The 17208-nt window shown below is 38.4% G+C and carries 14 protein-coding genes and 4 tRNA genes; 14 read left to right on the top strand and 4 right to left on the bottom strand.

What is annotated here, in order from left to right:
* Positions 1-82: 82 nt before the first annotated feature.
* Positions 83-2755 carry an AAA family ATPase gene (locus WC631_01885; GenBank protein MFA6227208.1) on the top strand — a complete coding sequence of 891 codons (2673 nt, stop codon included), beginning with the start codon at positions 83-85 and terminating at the stop codon, positions 2753-2755.
* Here WC631_01885 and WC631_01880 read toward each other — a convergent pair whose 3' ends face one another.
* Positions 2756-3067 carry a sigma-70 family RNA polymerase sigma factor gene (locus WC631_01880; GenBank protein MFA6227207.1) on the bottom strand — a complete coding sequence of 104 codons (312 nt, stop codon included), beginning with the start codon at positions 3065-3067 and terminating at the stop codon, positions 2756-2758.
* 59 nt (positions 3068-3126) lie between these two features.
* On the opposite strand from WC631_01880, the gene WC631_01875 reads away from it, so the two are divergent.
* The 5 genes from WC631_01875 (at position 3127) to alr (ending at position 9631) form a co-directional block, all read left to right on the top strand.
* Positions 3127-3209 (top strand) — tRNA-Tyr (locus WC631_01875).
* 1117 nt (positions 3210-4326) lie between these two features.
* On the top strand, positions 4327-5727 hold the full coding sequence (locus WC631_01870) for a hypothetical protein (GenBank protein ID MFA6227206.1): 1401 nt from the start codon (positions 4327-4329) through the stop codon (positions 5725-5727).
* A gap of 184 nt (positions 5728-5911) precedes the next feature.
* The gene (locus WC631_01865) at positions 5912-7333 is read left to right on the top strand and encodes a hypothetical protein (protein MFA6227205.1); all 1422 of its coding nucleotides are present in this window, start codon (positions 5912-5914) and stop codon (positions 7331-7333) included.
* A gap of 4 nt (positions 7334-7337) precedes the next feature.
* Positions 7338-8411, top strand: coding sequence for a membrane dipeptidase (locus WC631_01860; protein ID MFA6227204.1), 1074 nt, complete (start codon positions 7338-7340; stop codon positions 8409-8411).
* An 80-nt stretch (positions 8412-8491) separates the two neighbouring features.
* A complete protein-coding gene (gene alr, locus WC631_01855; GenBank protein ID MFA6227203.1) occupies positions 8492-9631 on the top strand; it encodes an alanine racemase in 1140 nt (379 codons plus the stop codon).
* A gap of 45 nt (positions 9632-9676) precedes the next feature.
* On the opposite strand, the gene WC631_01850 is transcribed toward alr, so the two are convergent.
* Positions 9677-10162, bottom strand: coding sequence for a hypothetical protein (locus WC631_01850; protein ID MFA6227202.1), 486 nt, complete (start codon positions 10160-10162; stop codon positions 9677-9679).
* 834 nt (positions 10163-10996) lie between these two features.
* On the opposite strand from WC631_01850, the gene WC631_01845 reads away from it, so the two are divergent.
* From WC631_01845 to WC631_01810, 8 genes are all read left to right on the top strand, one after another.
* Positions 10997-11665 carry a hypothetical protein gene (locus tag WC631_01845; GenBank protein ID MFA6227201.1) on the top strand — a complete coding sequence of 223 codons (669 nt, stop codon included), beginning with the start codon at positions 10997-10999 and terminating at the stop codon, positions 11663-11665.
* 189 nt (positions 11666-11854) lie between these two features.
* Positions 11855-13669, top strand: coding sequence for a translation elongation factor 4 (gene lepA / locus WC631_01840; GenBank protein ID MFA6227200.1), 1815 nt, complete (start codon positions 11855-11857; stop codon positions 13667-13669).
* Positions 13670-13985: 316 nt separating this feature from the next.
* Positions 13986-14363, top strand: a complete 378-nt coding sequence (locus tag WC631_01835; GenBank protein ID MFA6227199.1) for a septum formation initiator family protein — start codon at positions 13986-13988, stop codon at positions 14361-14363.
* A gap of 9 nt (positions 14364-14372) precedes the next feature.
* Positions 14373-14443: transfer RNA gene (locus tag WC631_01830), tRNA-Gly, on the top strand.
* 250 nt (positions 14444-14693) lie between these two features.
* The gene (locus tag WC631_01825; protein ID MFA6227198.1) at positions 14694-14927 is read left to right on the top strand and encodes a glutaredoxin domain-containing protein; all 234 of its coding nucleotides are present in this window, start codon (positions 14694-14696) and stop codon (positions 14925-14927) included.
* A gap of 74 nt (positions 14928-15001) precedes the next feature.
* A tRNA-Arg gene (locus WC631_01820) sits at positions 15002-15076 on the top strand.
* A 160-nt stretch (positions 15077-15236) separates the two neighbouring features.
* Positions 15237-15524: a hypothetical protein gene (locus WC631_01815; GenBank protein ID MFA6227197.1), complete on the top strand. Its 288-nt coding sequence runs from the start codon at positions 15237-15239 to the stop codon at positions 15522-15524.
* A 57-nt stretch (positions 15525-15581) separates the two neighbouring features.
* A tRNA-Phe gene (locus WC631_01810) sits at positions 15582-15654 on the top strand.
* 219 nt (positions 15655-15873) lie between these two features.
* Here WC631_01810 and WC631_01805 read toward each other — a convergent pair.
* Complete coding sequence (locus tag WC631_01805; GenBank protein ID MFA6227196.1) at positions 15874-16326, bottom strand: Hsp20/alpha crystallin family protein; 453 nt, start codon at positions 16324-16326, stop codon at positions 15874-15876.
* 70 nt (positions 16327-16396) lie between these two features.
* Positions 16397-17197 carry a PrsW family glutamic-type intramembrane protease gene (locus tag WC631_01800; protein MFA6227195.1) on the bottom strand — a complete coding sequence of 267 codons (801 nt, stop codon included), beginning with the start codon at positions 17195-17197 and terminating at the stop codon, positions 16397-16399.
* Positions 17198-17208: the final 11 nt, after the last annotated feature.

The following is a 17208-nucleotide window of genomic DNA, read 5'->3' as shown; positions in this document are numbered from 1 at the left end:
TTTCCCAGAAGTTAAACTCTATTAAAGCTCGGCGAACAGTGGTGATTTTCAAAACTCGCCTTGCTCATTAAGAAAATCAACCATGCCACCATTCAACAATTTTACAACCAAGGCAAAAGAAGCAATAAAAAGGGCTCATGAGCTCGCTATTGAGCGTGGACAGAATCATGTTAACCCACTTCATTTACTTGCTGCACTTGTCCTTCAGGAGGAAAGTATCGTCGCTTCAATTTTGGATAGGCTTGAGGCGGATGTCATTTTGCTCACCGATTCAATACTTGAAGCCATAGAAGCGACCCACACATCCACGACACTTTCCGCTTCATACCAAATTTATTTAACACCAGATTTGGCACAAATAATCGACCAGTCTGGAAAAGTAGCGGTGGAGCTCAAAGATGAATTTATTTCGACTGAACATTTATTCTTGGCGATTTTGGATGTACCGTGTTCGGCGAGAGATCTTTTGACAAGATTTAAAATAAATAGGGCGGAAGTTGTAAAAATCCTCTCTGAACTCAAAACTCTGAAAGGGAGCGAAACAGGCCAAGTAAAAAAATACAGAGCTATCACAAAATACACTCGCAATCTTACAAAACTTGCAAAAGATAATAAGCTCGATCCTGTCATCGGCAGGGACAATGAAATCTCTCGCATTATTCAAATACTTTCAAGACGCACAAAAAATAATCCCATCCTTATCGGTGAGGCCGGTGTTGGAAAAACAGCTATTGTAGAAGGTTTGGCAAATAGAATCGCAATAGGAGATGTGCCGGAATCTCTAAAAGACAAAGAGCTTGTTTCTCTTGATCTTGGTCTTCTTATCGCCGGCACAAAATACAGAGGGGAATTTGAAGAGCGTTTGAAGGGGATAATAAAGGAAATTGAAAAATCAGAAGGCAAAGTGATACTTTTCATAGATGAAATCCACACTATTGTCGGTGCTGGTTCTGCCGAAGGCTCCATGGATGCTTCAAATATGCTCAAACCAGCTCTTTCGAGAGGTGAACTTCGTACTGTGGGTGCGACGACTCTGAAAGAATATCAAAGAATAGAGAAAGACCCTGCTCTTACGAGGCGTTTTCAGCCGGTGATAGTCAGCGAGCCATCTATCGATGATGCGATAGCTATTTTGCGCGGATTAAAAGAAAAATACGAGCTGTATCATGGTGTGCGTATTACAGATGACGCCATTCTTTCCGCTGTGAATTTGAGTTCAAGATATATTTCAGATAGATTTTTGCCAGATAAAGCTGTGGACCTTATAGATGAATCCGCCTCTGCATTGAAAATTTCACTTGAGACAATGCCTCCAGAGCTTGAAGAAACAAATAGAAAAGTTATGCGTCTTGAAATAGAAAAAGAAGCATTGAAAAAAGAATTAAATGGTAGTAAAAAGAAAGAAACGCAAAAAAGAGTGGATTCGATAGAAAAAGAAATCGCCGATTTTAAAGAGAAGACTTCCGAAGTCGAGCTCAAATGGAAAAATGAAAAAGATACCATTACAGAAATAAAATCTATCAAAAAACAGTTGGAGATTTTGAGAATAGAAGCTGAAAATGCAGAAATTCATGCCGATTTGGCAAAAGCTGCCGAAATCCGCTACGGCAAGATCCCTCAGCTTGAAAAAGATTTAGAAATAAAGTCAAAGCGCCTGAAGAAACTTCAATCTTCAAGAAGGATTTTAAAAGAAGAGATTACAAGTGAAGACATCGCTTCGGTGGTTTCTCGTTGGACAGGAGTGCCAGTCTCCAGAATGCTTGAAAGCGAAGCTCATAAACTCGTCCGTATGGAAGAAGTCCTTAAAAATAGAATTGTTGGGCAAGATGAAGCTGTAAATAAGATTGCTGACACGATAAAAAGGTCTCGTGCAGGTATTGCTGATCCGAATCGTCCTATCGGTTCGTTTATATTTTTGGGTCCGACTGGTGTTGGAAAGACGGAGCTTACAAAAGCTTTAGCCGAATTCCTTTTTGATGATGAAAAAGCTTTGATAAGAGTAGATATGTCGGAGTTTATGGAAAAACATTCTACATCCAAGCTTATCGGCTCGCCTCCTGGTTATGTCGGCTATGAAGAGGGGGGAAATCTTACGGAAACTGTCCGCCACAGACCATATTCAGTAATACTTTTTGATGAAATAGAAAAAGCTCATCCGGAAGTTTTCAACCTACTTTTGCAGGTTCTTGATAATGGACGACTTACAGATTCAAAAGGCAGGACAGTGAATTTCAAAAACACCGTGATAATAATGACTTCAAATATCGGCGCACAATTTATAGACAAGATGGAGCAGATCGGCTTTGCCACGGCAGGGGATAAAGCGAACGAATATAATCTGGTCAAAGAAAAAGTTATGACTAGCTTGAAAGATTATTTCCGACCGGAGTTCTTAAACCGCTTGGATGACACTATCGTCTTTGATATTTTGAGTCAAAAAGCGATAAGGAAAATTGTGGATATTCAGATAGAGCAGATTCGCGAGAGATTAAAAGTCAAAGATATTAAATTGGAAATTTCCACTTCATCTTTGGAATTGCTCGCAAAGGAAGGTTACAATCCGCAATATGGCGCAAGACCGCTTCGTAGATTAATACAGACAAAAATACTTAACCCAGTCGCTTCAATGATTATTTCAAAAGGGATTGTGGGCGGTGGCACAGTGATTATTGATAAGAAAGACAAAGAGCTAACTTTTGAAGTTAGAAGGGGTAGAAAGGGGATTCTTTTAGAGAGAGAAAAGATAGAAGTATAACTATTTCTTGTTAAATTTATATAGTTCTTTAAGTTTGGCAAGACCTCTATGCAATTGTACGGCGACAGAATTTTTTGATTGTCCTAGGATTAAGGATATCTCTTTTAGTGACAAAAGTTTCTCATATTTCATACGCATAATTTTTTTATATTTCTCTGGGAGTTGTTGAATTAAAAGTAGAGCTGCTTTACCGTCGAAAATGTTGAAAATTCTTTCAGATTCATCTACACTTGGCTCAAAACCTTTTTCTAATATAACGTCAAGAGAGGTTGTCTTATGTTTTCTGTATTCATCGACAATAAGATTGTTCAAAATATGATATCTGTGGACTTTTCCTCCGAAATCAGCTAAAATGCTTTTTGTTGGTAAATGCGCCGGTCGGATAGCGGCTATTCCAGGAGACTGTAAATCTCCGGCCCTATGGGCATCGTTGGTTCGAGTCCAACCCGGCGCACAGACAAAATTGCTGAAAGGTAATTTTTTTGTGTGCCGGAGTAAGTGCTTTTATGCACTTACATGTTGGACTCGAACAGCGGAGCGTTATGAGGTCAGCAGACCGAATCGCGAGCTGGTGCCCAGACAAAGCCGAGCGACGGCGAGGCTTTAGTCGAGGGAGAGAAATGTACTCATGATCCAACCCGGCGCACATTAAAAAGACAGCACTAAATAAGGGTTGTTTTTTTGTTAGGGGTAAGGACCTATAACTGAGCTTGACAAAAAGGATGAGAGGTGCTATTCTTACAAAAGACAGATTTGTTAGACAATTATTAGAGAAAGGATAAAGTATGAGTACAAAAGTTCCGTTTCTGTGCAAGTGGTCGTTCTGGCCGTTTCCGATTACGCCGGAAGTAGCACCATATGTCGAAACGAGGTTTTGGGCCAAGGGTTTGCTGATGATTATCGACGCCGTGATAATCAGCAGTGTCCTCAAGTTGGTCTCACTTGCGTTTTGACTCACCCGTCACAAAACAAGACCCGTTCTTGTAGTTGACGGGTTTTGTTTTGCCCAAAATAATAAATTTGGCACATGTGGAGTTATCTTACTTTTCATCAATTCAGTTCTAACATCTTCCAGCACTCCGCACAGTGCAAATATTTGAAAACCGCCTTCAATCAGAAGGTGGTTTTCTTTTGCACTGTGCGAGACGGAGTACGACGGCACGAGGTGGGTGAGCTGGGGGTTGGGGCCCCAGCGCAAGACCTTTGATAATTTCATTGAGTGTAATCACGAAAATAAAATAGAAAAGGTATACAGATTCTGTAAGAATCGCGAGATTTTTTAGCAGAAAAATACTTGTGACCACAAATAAAAGACAGCTCTATATAAGGGCCGTCTTTTGCTAGAGGGTGGACGCTGGAACTATGATAAACTGTACTTTTTAATAAATGCGATATATACTATCACTTACTAGGATTTAATTAAATTCTAACATTTATGGCCCTGTCGTCTAATGTAGGACGCTTCCCTTAAAGGAGGAAACAGTAGTTCAATACTACTCGGGGCTACTATTATGAAAACATTCTATTCTGACCCACAATTAAATGAGATAGCTAATGAAGTTATTAAATACATGACTTCTTTGGAGCCATTTTATGCTAACAAAGAAAACCTCTCTCAATACTCAAAAAGAATAAATATATATAAACCAAATAAAATTTATCTAGAAAGACAAAAAAGATTTAAACAAAAACTTAAAGAAAAAATAGAACATCTTTTTAATGAACAAGAGCGGTCAGACATGAAGATTAATATAGATGACGAGTGGGGTGTTGTCGGTGGTATTGTCGACCACCATGGTATTATCGATCACCCGTGGTTGTTAGCTGTTCATTTGGTTTCTAATTTTTATAAATTACTTCATCGTGATACAGGGGGAGATATTTTAACTTTTGCTACAGGTAATATTCCACTTAATGAACCATTCCGTCGGAGAGGATTTACATTAAATGGTAAAAAGATAAACTTATTTCCTAAGGGAGATAAAAATAAAGTTGTATTTGGTTTACCAAAATATGATTTTGATTTCATTAATAGATTAAAATTTGAGAGTCATCAGTGGCATGAATTTACGCCGGAAGAACAAGCCCTTTTGGAGAAGATTCAAAATGTAATTAAAGATATCGACTTTTCTACTTGTCAATATCTAAGCGATCAACTTACGAAAATTAATTATCATATTTGGCCATTTTTATTTGAGGAAAAACTACGTGCCAATGCTTCAAGATTAGTTTCTATTGAATATGACGATATTGTCATTGATTATTTAGTCTATGTATTAAATAATGAAAAAGACAGTTTTATATACAAAATGATGTTCGATGATAGATTTAGAGAAAAAGTACTCAATAGATTTGAGAGTTCTGTTGGAGCTTGGAATGAAGAAGGTACTTCTGGGACTCATTTTTTCTGGGGACTTAATTATAAGAATGAACATGTTCGTCTTGAATTAAAAGATGGTTATTTAATTGGTGACGATAAAACTTTTAAAGTTAGATTTACTTCGGAAGCAGTTTCAGATATTTTACTAAAGAAGAAAATGCTTCCATGTATGTTATTAAAATTCTCTCTTATTATGTTCTATATGGGGATGAAGCCATTGGCTGGATATTCTCTTGAATATTTAACAAGAATGAAACAGAAAATGATAGAGGTTTTAGAGGAAGATTTTCCGGAAGATGCTAAATTAGTAAAACAAATACCATTGGATAATATGAATCTTATTTCCATTTGCCAAGGTAGAGATGACCAGGGAAAACTGAAAGAATTACATGCTTTTGATATCTTTTACCAGGGTGGTTTTAAGAAAGAATATTTCGAGAGACTTGATTCACATAAATTTAAAGAGTTTATGATACCACCACTACTATTTGCTTATAATTATGGTATTACAAAATATGGAAATATTAGTGAAAAGAAGAATCTTACGATCACAGAAAAGGACTTGCAGAAAACATCAGAAAATATTTTTTAAAAGTAAATAGGTGAAATTGTAGGATAGCAATTATATAAATAATAAAACAGCTCACTAGCCTCATTAGATTTGTGTATATTATTATACATGATAATATATTTGTATGGCCCTGTCGTCTAATGTAGGACGCTTCCCTTAAAGGAGGAAACAGTAGTTCAATACTACTCGGGGCTACAAACAAGTTATGATAAGTTTAGAAAAGGCAATAGAACAAATTAAATCAGCTAATCCTTTTATGGGCGATCTTTTAAGCTGCGAAGAACCTTTAATTAATTATGTTAAGAATAAACTAACCTCATACAAGCCGAACGCAATTCATATTGAAAGACAAAAAGATTATATTGGTTTTATTAAAAATAAGATAGACAGGTTGTTTATAAAAGAATCTGTAAATATAAATTATGCTGAGGGGATGATTCTGGATACCACTGACCATCATAATATATTGAATTATCCATCTACGATCGGTGCTCATTTAATCAGTCGTTTTGATTCAATGTTGAATCGTAGAGATTTTGGTGATTATTATGTATTAGATTGCGGTAATATACCATTTTCTGATGTTCTACATAAGAGGGGTGTTGAATTTGGAGGTAAACATTTAAACCTATACCCTAAATCTACAAAAAATAAACTTGTATCTCGTTACCCTATTTATAAATTTGATTTGATGGAATCAGTAAAAAATAGTGAAAATGAATTTAGTGAAAAAGAGATTGATTTTATTAAACATTTTCAATCAATTATAGATAAAATTGATTTTTCAACGTGTGAAAGGTTATCAGACCAAATTGTTAAAGTTAATTATTACCTATGGCTTGAATTTTTCGATGAAAAGATAAGAAATGATGTCAGAAGATGTATAACATTAGAACATGATGAAATTTTAATTCAATTTCTCTCTACGTTTTTATTAGAAAACAAAAATAATATTGTTTGGAAATCTCTTTTTGATAAAGGGTTCAGAGATCGTATACTTAGTAGGTTCGATGGAATTTATGGGGCCTGGAATTATTCTGGAAAAGGTTCGGGGACTCATTTCTTCTGGGGGTTTAATCTAGAAGATGGTAAGGAATACAGAATGGATTTTGTTGATGGTAAGTTGGTCAATCACGAAGGATTAGTGAGAGATATTAATATGACTCCGGAGGATATAACACTTGCATTAACTGAGGGTATTCTTATACCATCAATTTTTACAAAGTTTGCTCTTGTTTCATTTTATTTAGGAGCTAAGGTTATGGGTGGACCTGGTCAGACAGAGTATACTGATAAACTACATAAAGGATGGCTAGATATTTTAAAAGAGTATGATTATAGTGAATACTTACTTGTAAATACAGTTACAGTATTAAATTTTAATTGCGGGGATATAGCTTTTCATCGTAAAGGCCAATCTGATTTTATTAAGGAATGGGGTTTTGATATTGCTATGAATCACACGTTTTCAAAAGAATATCTACAAACACTTGGCAAGACAAGTTTTAAATATTTATTATATCCCCTAATACCTATTTCTTACTATCGTTTAACACCAGCAAATGAAAGGCAAGAAATTGATTATAAAGAAAGTGATTTATATCAGGGGTTTAATTGGTTAAAATAATAAAATGAAACCAGAAAAAATATCTTCACTTCATGATGACTTATTAGTACCCAAAGCAACCGAACATCTGGGTGAATATTCAACATATCCAGAGAGATTTAACCCTGAAGACAAATCTGTTTTAACCCGACTTGAACAATTTGGTGTGGATATTCCAACTGCTGAGGAGAAATTTGGTAAAAAGATAGGAGAATTTTCTTGGGGAGAATATTCAAGATTAGTTGCTGAATCTGTGCGTGGGAAATATGATGTGATCGTTGGATCGGTCTTTGATTCATATATGTTTCCAAATCCAGAAAATCCCGACAGAGATACTCGTTGGAATAAAATGATTAGCTTGGTTGGTCAATATAAACAAATGGGTGAATCATGCGGAATTAATCTAATAAAAAGGGGTGGAGATTTTAAAAACCAAGATAATTTAGTTTTAGGATTAGAAGCCGGTGCTCATTTAATTCAATCAGTAGAAGACCTCAAAGTTTTGATAGATTTAGGTGTTAAAATTTTTGGCTTTCAATACAACAAGCCAACGCCTTTAGCTGATACAAACGGCTTAACGGAATTAGGTATTTCTGTCGCAAGGCATATATTTGATCATAATTTAATTATTGATCTTGCTCATTCAAATTTTAATACCCGAAAAGGTATAATGAGATTAGCTAAAGACTTAAATAAAGGAAGTTTAGTTTCCTATACTCATGGTTCAGTAGAAGAGGACATTGATGAGGCGTGGAGGGATAAAATGGGTGACAGGGCTCTAACTTCTGAAGAGATGACGGACTTAATCTCTATGGGTGGCATCATTGGTTTGGGAGTGACAAAGCCATTTTTCTCCTCGACTAGAAAAGTGGCAGAAAGGATTGATGCAACATCTCAAATCACTGGTGGAATAAATAGTTTGGCTATTGGAACAGATTTTGGTGGTATTCCACCTGAATTTCTAAATGAGATTAGAAATCCTGATGACTTTTCTAAATTAGCCGATATTTTATCAACTGAATTTAATTTAAATGATGAGCAGATAAAGAAGGTTTTAAGAACGAATGCAAGGGAGTGGATACAGAAGGCTATTGAATAATTATTCTCAGAGATAACTATAATGTCGTATACTTCGCTTACAGATTTGAATTGCTTTTGTTATTAATGTAATATAGCAATATGAAACCCACGCGCCCACAAGGCCTACGCACATGGCTTGAAATTGATAGGAAAGCTATAAAGCAGAATTTTGAAACTTTTAGAAAACTTTTGCCGAAGGCGGTGAAGTTTTTGGCAGTTGTGAAGTCCAATGCTTACGGGCATAATCTTTTTGAATTTGCAGAAGAGATGGAGAAACTCGGTGCGGATTTCCTTGGAGTTGATTCTATTACAGAAGGTTCGGCACTTCGCAGGGAGGGGATTAAAACACCCATACTAATACTCGGTTATACTTTGCCGGAAAAACTTGAAGAGGCGGTGGAGAAAAATATTAGTGTTGCGGTTTCTTCTTTCGAAACACTTTCAGAAATAAAAAAACTCAAAGTAAAAAACCCAATAAAAGTTCACATTAAAGTAGATACAGGAATGTCACGACACGGTTTTTCTTTTGAAGATTCGGAGAAAGTCATTCGTGAATTAAAATCGCTCAAAGATAAAATAATTGTTGAGGGACTTTTTACACATTTCGCCTCCGCCAAAAATCCGGCATTTCCGCAATTTACAAAAAGACAGATTGAGGAATACAAAAAGTGGGTGGAGATTTTCAATAAAAACGGTTTCAAACCCATAAGGCATGCGTCGGCCACTTCAGGGGCTATACTCTTCAGGGAGGCCGATTTTGATATGGTTCGCATAGGAATCGGACTCTACGGCATATGGCCGTCTAGCGAGGCCAGGGCCTTTGCAGAGGGCAAGACAAGGCTCGCCCCAGTACTATCTTGGAAGGCCGTAATTGCTGAAATAAAGACCCTCAAAGCCGGTAGTCGTGTAGGATACGACTGCACGGAGACAGTAGCCAAAAACACGAAAATAGCGGTTATTCCGGTGGGCTATTGGCATGGTTTGCCACGTGCTTTGTCGGGTATTGGAAGAGTGCTTGTGGGAGGCAAGCCGTGCAAAATTTTGGGTAGGGTTTGTATGGATATTATTATGCTTGATACTAGTGAAGTAAAAAATGCGAAGGTGGGGGACACCGTGACGATTATCGGAAAAAGTGGCAAAGAAGAAATTTCCGCAGACGATATTTCTGGACTTTTAGACGCCTCAACTTATGAACTTTTGACTAGAATAAATCCGCTGATAAAAAGGATTTACAAATAGAAGATTAAAAAAATTGGCCGAACACTTTTGTGTTCGGCCAATCGCTTACGACCAGACGTGCATAATCTTCCCAAGCCAATATATTGGGCACATAGCTCCCCAGTAAAAGACAGAGAGTATTAAACATGCTACTACGAGAGTCAGTGGAATGTCCGTTGTAGCATCGTCGTCATATCCATCCTGTAGGTTGCCGTTTTCTTCCCTGTCGTCTTCGTCGAAGCGACTTGAGAAGAAGTTGTTGATGAGTGTCAGGGTTAGGATTATCGGTAAATATGTGAGCAGGAATTTTTTTAATGTGAATGGTATAAGCTCCACACCAAAATAAAAACACAGCCCACTGATGATGAATGCAGAAATGACGAATCGGCATACATAACCCAGAAACCAGAAGATTATCGTCCCGTACTTGGAACTCCCCCAATCTTCCGCGAAGTGCATAGCACTTACGTATTTCTTGGGCATTAAGAACTGAATACGTGCATTGAAACCACAGATCAGGGCAAGGACGACAGCGATCATTACTTCGTTCATAACTTCTCCTTTTATTGTTTAGGATCATCCGAAATAAATACTAGTTGATGGTTTAGATAAAGTCAAACGATAAGGTGGCGGGGTTTTCGCGAAGCGAAAACCCCCTCTATCCGAAAGGGTTTGACTTTTATCTTGAATTGTGATAGGGTGTGGTTTGGTGAAAAGTAAGGTTAAACCCTCATTTTTTAATGTTCGTTGACGTAAAGAAACAAAAAAGGGATAGAATCCCGAAGGAGAGGAAAATGAATAAGGTTGTAGCGGTTGTGATCATACTGTCGGTTATTCTTGGGGTGGGTATTTTTTTGCTGGTGATCAATCACCAACACCCAGAAATGACTGGCAAAATGCGGTCGGCGCTCATCAGCGTTGGTGAGTCGAAGCAAAACACTCCACCGAAAATGGTGGCAAAGGGTACAAACGGTTTCCGGATCGAAGGGTTGCATGCAACCCCGACATTCGCGAAGTGAAGGAAAACAGAACAGGAGAAGAAAGATGAAGAATATAGTAATGATAGTTGTGATGTTTGTGTCGTTCATGTTCACGAATTCATTCGGTCAGAAACTGCCGATTGGTTCGAAGGACGAATTACGTACCTATGCTCTTGAACAGTCCAGGTCCGTATCCGTGTCGGTTGGTACACAATTGCCGGCAGGAACGAATTCCTACAAGTACGTGCAATTGGAGTCGTCTACGATGGCATGCATCAGCAATACCATTCTCAAGACGAAACTTGTTCTGGATATTGTGAATCCCAAAGATTCATTTTACATCTGGGTCTATGTATCCAATTCTGATGGATTCCCGTTATTCACCGGGATGAATCAGTTCAACCTTGTGCAGACGAACGGCGCGTATTCAGTGCCAACTGGCTATGGAAATGTGGTACTGGATCTGTATGAAAATATTCCACTTCCAATTGACGGTGGAGCACAATGGGCAGAAGTAGCTTTTATTGGGGCTGACGGAAAGACTTATAATTTCTCCAGTCTCCAAGTATGGGATAATAAACTACTTTTTCCCAGACAACTGGCTGGCACCAACGCATTTCTTGTGGTTGGTACGGCAAGCGGTGGTATCAAATATTGGAATGTTAGCAACGGGCAGGTATTGGATCCACAAGAATTTGATGTTCTACCGAGCGTGATTATTCGCGGAATCGTTCCGATTATGGATGGGAATATTGTGGTAACGGTACCGACGACAAACGGCGTTGGTCAGAATCTCTCGGTGGAGTACACTTCCACCAAGAGCCAACTGGTTGCCATATCTTTCTATACCAGTGAATGGAAGTGGTGTAAGACGGTCAAGATTCGGAAAGCTGGAGAAAAAGATTGGACCACCTATTCATTGATTCTCGACAGTACGGGTGAATACTATTACGTCAATTTACAATTTGACGTTGGTGTTTACTATGTTGTCCCAGTATGGGATCCAGCCGACATTTCGGGGTTGCCTGATCCGTGGTATCCGCCGTATTATTATGATGGCGGTGGCAAGGGCTGATCCTCGATGGCGATTTGTTTCTGATGTATGGGGGCCGGTTTTGCGCGAAGCGCAAAACCGGCCCTTTTTTTATGTCTAAAACTTGGGGAATTACTTTGGTAAGCCAAGTCCCTACTTAGGCGAAACCAAAGTAATTCCCCAAGTTTTTTTCTTTAGTTTTTTAGTGTTTTCTGCTATGATTGGAATTCAATGAAAAATATTCGCAATTTTAGCATTATAGCTCATATCGACCACGGGAAGTCCACGCTTGCCGATAGAATGCTTGAAATTACCAACACTATTGAGAAGCGTAAAATGATGGCACAAGTGCTTGATAGCATGGAGCTTGAGCGTGAGAGGGGTATCACTATAAAAATGCAACCTGTCAGGATGAATTGGAAGCATGATGGCGATGAATACATTATGAATCTTATAGACACCCCTGGACATATCGATTTCTCTTATGAAGTTTCTCGCGCGCTGAAAGCTGTCGAAGGTTCTATTTTACTTGTAGATGCTACTCAAGGCGTACAGGCACAAACGCTTACAACTTTGAATATGGCTCGCGAGTCTGGGCTTGTGATAGTGCCGGTAGTGAGCAAGATCGATTCTCCGCTTGCGAGAGTTCCAGAAACAAAAGAAGAAATCGCAAAGCTTTTGAAAATCGATGAAAGCGAAATTCTTGAAGTTTCAGGAAAGACGGGCGATGGTGTGGCAAAACTCTTGGACGAAATTATAAAAAGAGTACCTGCGCCAAAAGGTGAATATGGTTCAGAGGATGATAATATTCAAATAGACGAAAAAAGTGTTCGCGGACTTATTTTTGATTTTCAATATTCAAATCATCGCGGGGTGACTGTCTATCTGCGAGTTTTCAATGGTGAAATAAAGAAAAATACACCGCTTATTTTCAAGATTGCAGGAGAGACTTTTTCTGCTGTTGAGGTCGGAATTTTCTCGCCAGAAGAAAAGCCTGTTGAATCACTTTCTGCTGGAGAAATCGGCTATATTGTGACAGGTATAAAAGAGTCGGGTATTGCTTCTGTCGGAGACACTATCGCTTATATAAAAGATACGAAACCGCCTTTGCATGGGTATCAGACACCAAGCCCTGTCGTCTGGGCATCTATTTATCCAGAAGGGCAGGATGATTTTGATCTTTTGAAGCTTGCACTTAGTAAGCTTAAACTCTCTGATTCATCTTTTACGCATGAAGAGGAAACTTCCGGTACACTCGGGCGTGGATTTCGTTGTGGTTTTCTCGGAATGCTTCATCTGGAGATTATTGTAGAGCGCTTGAGGAGAGAATTTAATCTAAATCTCATCGTTACAACCCCAAGTATCAACTATGAAGTGACTTTCAAGAATGGGAAAAAGGAAATGATATATTCGCCATCACTTTTTCCGGAGGATCATCTCGTAGAAAAGATACAAGAGCCTTGGGTGAGAGTGAGGATTATCACACCGACTCATTATCTCGGTGCAATTATGCAACAACTTTATGAACATGAGGCTGTGATCGGTGATTCAGAAACTTTTGGAGACAATAGGGCCTCTTTGACACTTGAAATGCCACTTCGGGAGCTTATGAGAAACTTTTTCAATGAATTAAAAAGCATTACTTCCGGATACGCTTCTATTTCCTATGAAATGATGGGAATGAAAGATGCGGACGTGGTGAAGCTCGATATTCTTGTGGCAGATGAGCCAGTGGTAGCTTTTTGTAAAATCGTAGCAAGGAGAAGAGCTGAAGAAGAAGCTGAAAGCTCGGTGGAAAGGCTCGCGGCAGTGCTTCCAAGACAAATGTTTTCTTTCAAGGTACAGGGTAAAGCGATGGGGAGAATTCTATCTTCCAAATCAATGTCAGGGATGAAAAAGGATGTTACGGACTATCTTTATGGAGGAGATATTACTAGAAAGATGAAGCTTCGCGAAAAGCAGAAAAGGGGAAAGAAGAGGATGAAAGAGCAGGGCAAGGTAAATATTACGCAGGACGTTTTTTTAAAAATGATGAAAAACGACTAAAGAGATAGGTCGGAATTTTCTCGGGGTCCTGTCAACCTATTCTTTTTGAAAAGCACACATAAAAGCCTGCTGGCTTTTTGTTCTGCTCGGCCCGTCGGCCTGTGCAAGGCATTTCAAAAAGAACAGGTTGCCACCCCTAACAAAAATTCCGACCTATCTCCAAAACGGCGTATAAAGTACCACCATACTTATAATGATAAGCACCGCTACGACAGACCATATCCATTTAATCACTTTCCTTGTTCCTTTATTGTAAAGCATTGTTATTAATCGTTAAGTTTTATAAAATACCTATGTTGGTTATAATACACGAAGTATGATTGATTTTCAACAGAAAAGACAAATACGTAAGATAATTTATTCTAGAATAACCTTGCTCGTACTTTTATTACTTGTGGGTTTTATGGTCAAACAAGTTTATGATATCTATAAGAAAGAATTACTCAGCCGAGGAAACCTTGATACGATTGAGAAGCAATATAATAACTTGAAATCCAGAGAAAAGATGCTAAGTTTAGAGATAGATAAACTAAAGACCGATGAGGGTGTTGAGGCAGAAATAAGGAGTAAGTTTGATGTTAAGAGGCCAGGAGAGCAAACTGTCGTAATAATAAATGAAAACTCCCCGACTCAAACAACAAGCACTATGAGTAATACTAATGTCTGGCAGGAGTTTTTAGATTGGTTTAAATAATTAAGAAATGCGGGTGTAGTATAGTGGTAGTACGCGTGCTTCCCAAGCATGTGGCGCGAGTCCGATTCTCGCCACCCGCACAAAATAAATAATCCTAAAAACGGGGATTATTTATTTTGTGCGGGTGGAGCGAGCAAACTGCTTTGCTCGCGTCGAGAATCGGAAGCCAGAGTATGTTTTTTGCTTCAAAAAACTACGAGGCGGGGTCGCGAGTCTGGCGAGTGGCGACGAGCCAGAACTTGTGACCGATTCATTTTATTCTCGCCACCCGCACAAAGTCTTGACAGGCATGTTATAATGGAATAGTTAAAAGTTAATTACAAAAATAATATGAAAAAAATAACAATTTATTCAACACCTACATGTCATTATTGTAATCTTGCAAAAGATTTCTTCGATGCACATGAAGTAAAATACACAGTTTTTGATGTAGCAAAAGATTTAGCAAAGAGAAAGGAAATGATGGAAAAGAGTGGTCAAATGGGGGTGCCTGTAATAGATATAGATGGGGATATTATAGTCGGTTTCAATGAAGAGAAGATAGCGGGAATACTTGGGATTTAACAGAAACAAAAAGCGGCGCACGAAGTGCGCCGCTTTTTGTTTCTAACTGGTTTTTATGTTATATTCAACAATAAGCCGCCATAGTTCAATGGATAGAACAAATCCGTCCTAAGGATTAGATGTAAGTTCGATTCTTACTGGCGGCACCAATGGATGATTCTTGCTGTCAGTAAGAATCGAACAGGAAGGGGGTCGGGGAAACACTTGTTTTCCCGTGAAGGAAGGATTGGGAAAACCGTGGGTTTCCCAGGAGTGAGATAGCGGAGCGTCTTACTGGCGGCACAATAGCTTTTAATATATAATTGTATTATGAATCCAAACGAAAAAGAGCTTCTCCAGAAAACTCATGATCTTTCTGAAGAAAATAATAAAATTCTCAGAAGCATAAGGAGATCTAATAGATTAAGCTCATTCTTTAGAGTTATTTACTGGATTATTATAATAGTTGCGGCATTTGGGACATATTGGTTTATTCAACCATATTTAAATATGGTCTCAAACGTTTATAGCGGTATTCAGAATGATCTTAAAACAGTAAAAAACGCTACAACAAAGATTACAGATCCTATCAATAACCTCCTAGACAAAGTTAGATAAGCTCTGGAAAATTCTTTTAAAATAGTGTAATATCAAAAGGTCTTTAAAAAGACTTCTGCCGAGGTAGCTCAGTTGGTAGAGCATTTCCCTGAAGAGGAAGGGGTCGCCGGTTCGAGCCCGGCCCTCGGCACATTTAGAAAACACCGATGAGGTGTTTTTAAATGTGCCGATGACGCAAGCAAACTGCTTTGCTTGCGTCCGGGCGAGAACAGCGGAATCATGTCTTTCTAGCAAGAAAAACTGATGAGCTGGTGCCTATTCCGAGGCAAGCGACGGCGAACCGAGAGGCGAAGGAGAGATCCCGGCCCTCGGCACAAAAAAGCGGCGCACTTCGTGCGCCGCTTTTACATTATGCCGATTTTACTTTCAATTTTGCTTGTCTGTTTTTGTCTAGCTTGGGTAGTCTGATTATAAGCAAACCATTTTTATTTATCGCCTCTGCGTCTTCGACTTCTATTTCTTGTGGAAGGATAATAGATCTTGAAAAGGAACCCCAATAAAGTTCCCTGTGGAAGTAATCTTCACTCAATGTATCGTGGCTTTCTTCTCTTTTGCCTTTTATTGTAACCATATCTCTCGTAATAGAAATATCCAAATCTTCTGGTTTAACACCGGCGATCATAGTCTTCACCACGATCTCTGTAGGGGTCTGATGCATATCGATAGCAAGTTGCCCTTCTGAATCATCATCTGACTCCTCAGATTCATTTTCCTCACTATTATTTTCTAATTCATCATCCTCATCTCTGACTTTTACTGCTCTAGTGAATTTCCCCCAAAATGATTTCTTTTCTTTTGACATAGTTTTGTTTATTAATATTACTGCTAATAATTATACCTCAAAAAATACAAATACCAAACTGATTATAGTCTCAATCTAATTCCTGCCTTGAAACTGACCTGTTTTTGACTCTTTTTATTTTTTCAAACAAAAGAAGTACAATAATAACTACAACCCAGAGATATTGGAGCCCCATGAAGCTAGCATTGCTACTATTTCCAATCATGAAGAAATTGAATAAAGAATGTAGCAATATCGCCGATATAATTCCAGCGATTGTCCATAAAAACTTTTTGATTTTACTATCAAAGAAATTAAAGGCGATAAACATACCAATAGCAGCGGAAGACATCGTGTGTAGCAATGTAGCCCCCACGAATCGCATATTTCCATTCATTATACCAATAGCGATATCATTCTTTGTGAATGGTTCTATTAAAAACATTAGATTTTCTAAAGCTGCAAACCCTAGTGCGATAGTTATCATATAAATCACTGGATCTATCGGTTCATCATCATACCTCGATCTCAACACAAGCGCCCATGCAAAAACATATTTTATAGACTCTTCTATAATGGGTGCGAAGATAGTGACAAGAGTCAATTTTTCAAAAACTTCTCCATTCATTCTTGCATAGTTTTGAAGCCAAGTCATAAGTTGCCCATACCACTCGAATGAGAGTAGGTGTTTTATATTTATTGAATAGGCAAGTCTTTCTAAATAGAGTGCCACCACAACAGCGATAATTCCGCCGACGAAAGCGACAGCGATCATTCTCTTTGGCTCAGGATTTTTACTGTCTTCCTTGAGCCAAAATAAAAGCCATGCGAGCGTGGGGAGCGCCCCTCCCAAGAATGCAAAGAAAAGAGCTGTTAGAAAATGTGAGTCCAAGTTTTGTTGTC

Source organism: Candidatus Paceibacterota bacterium (assembly GCA_041663045.1).
In the GTDB taxonomy this organism is placed as follows: Bacteria; Patescibacteriota; Minisyncoccia; order Phycocordibacterales; family GWA1-40-21; genus Bog-1340.
The sequence above is the reverse complement of the archived record's forward strand: the minus strand, read 5'-3'. Positions and strand labels throughout refer to the sequence as shown.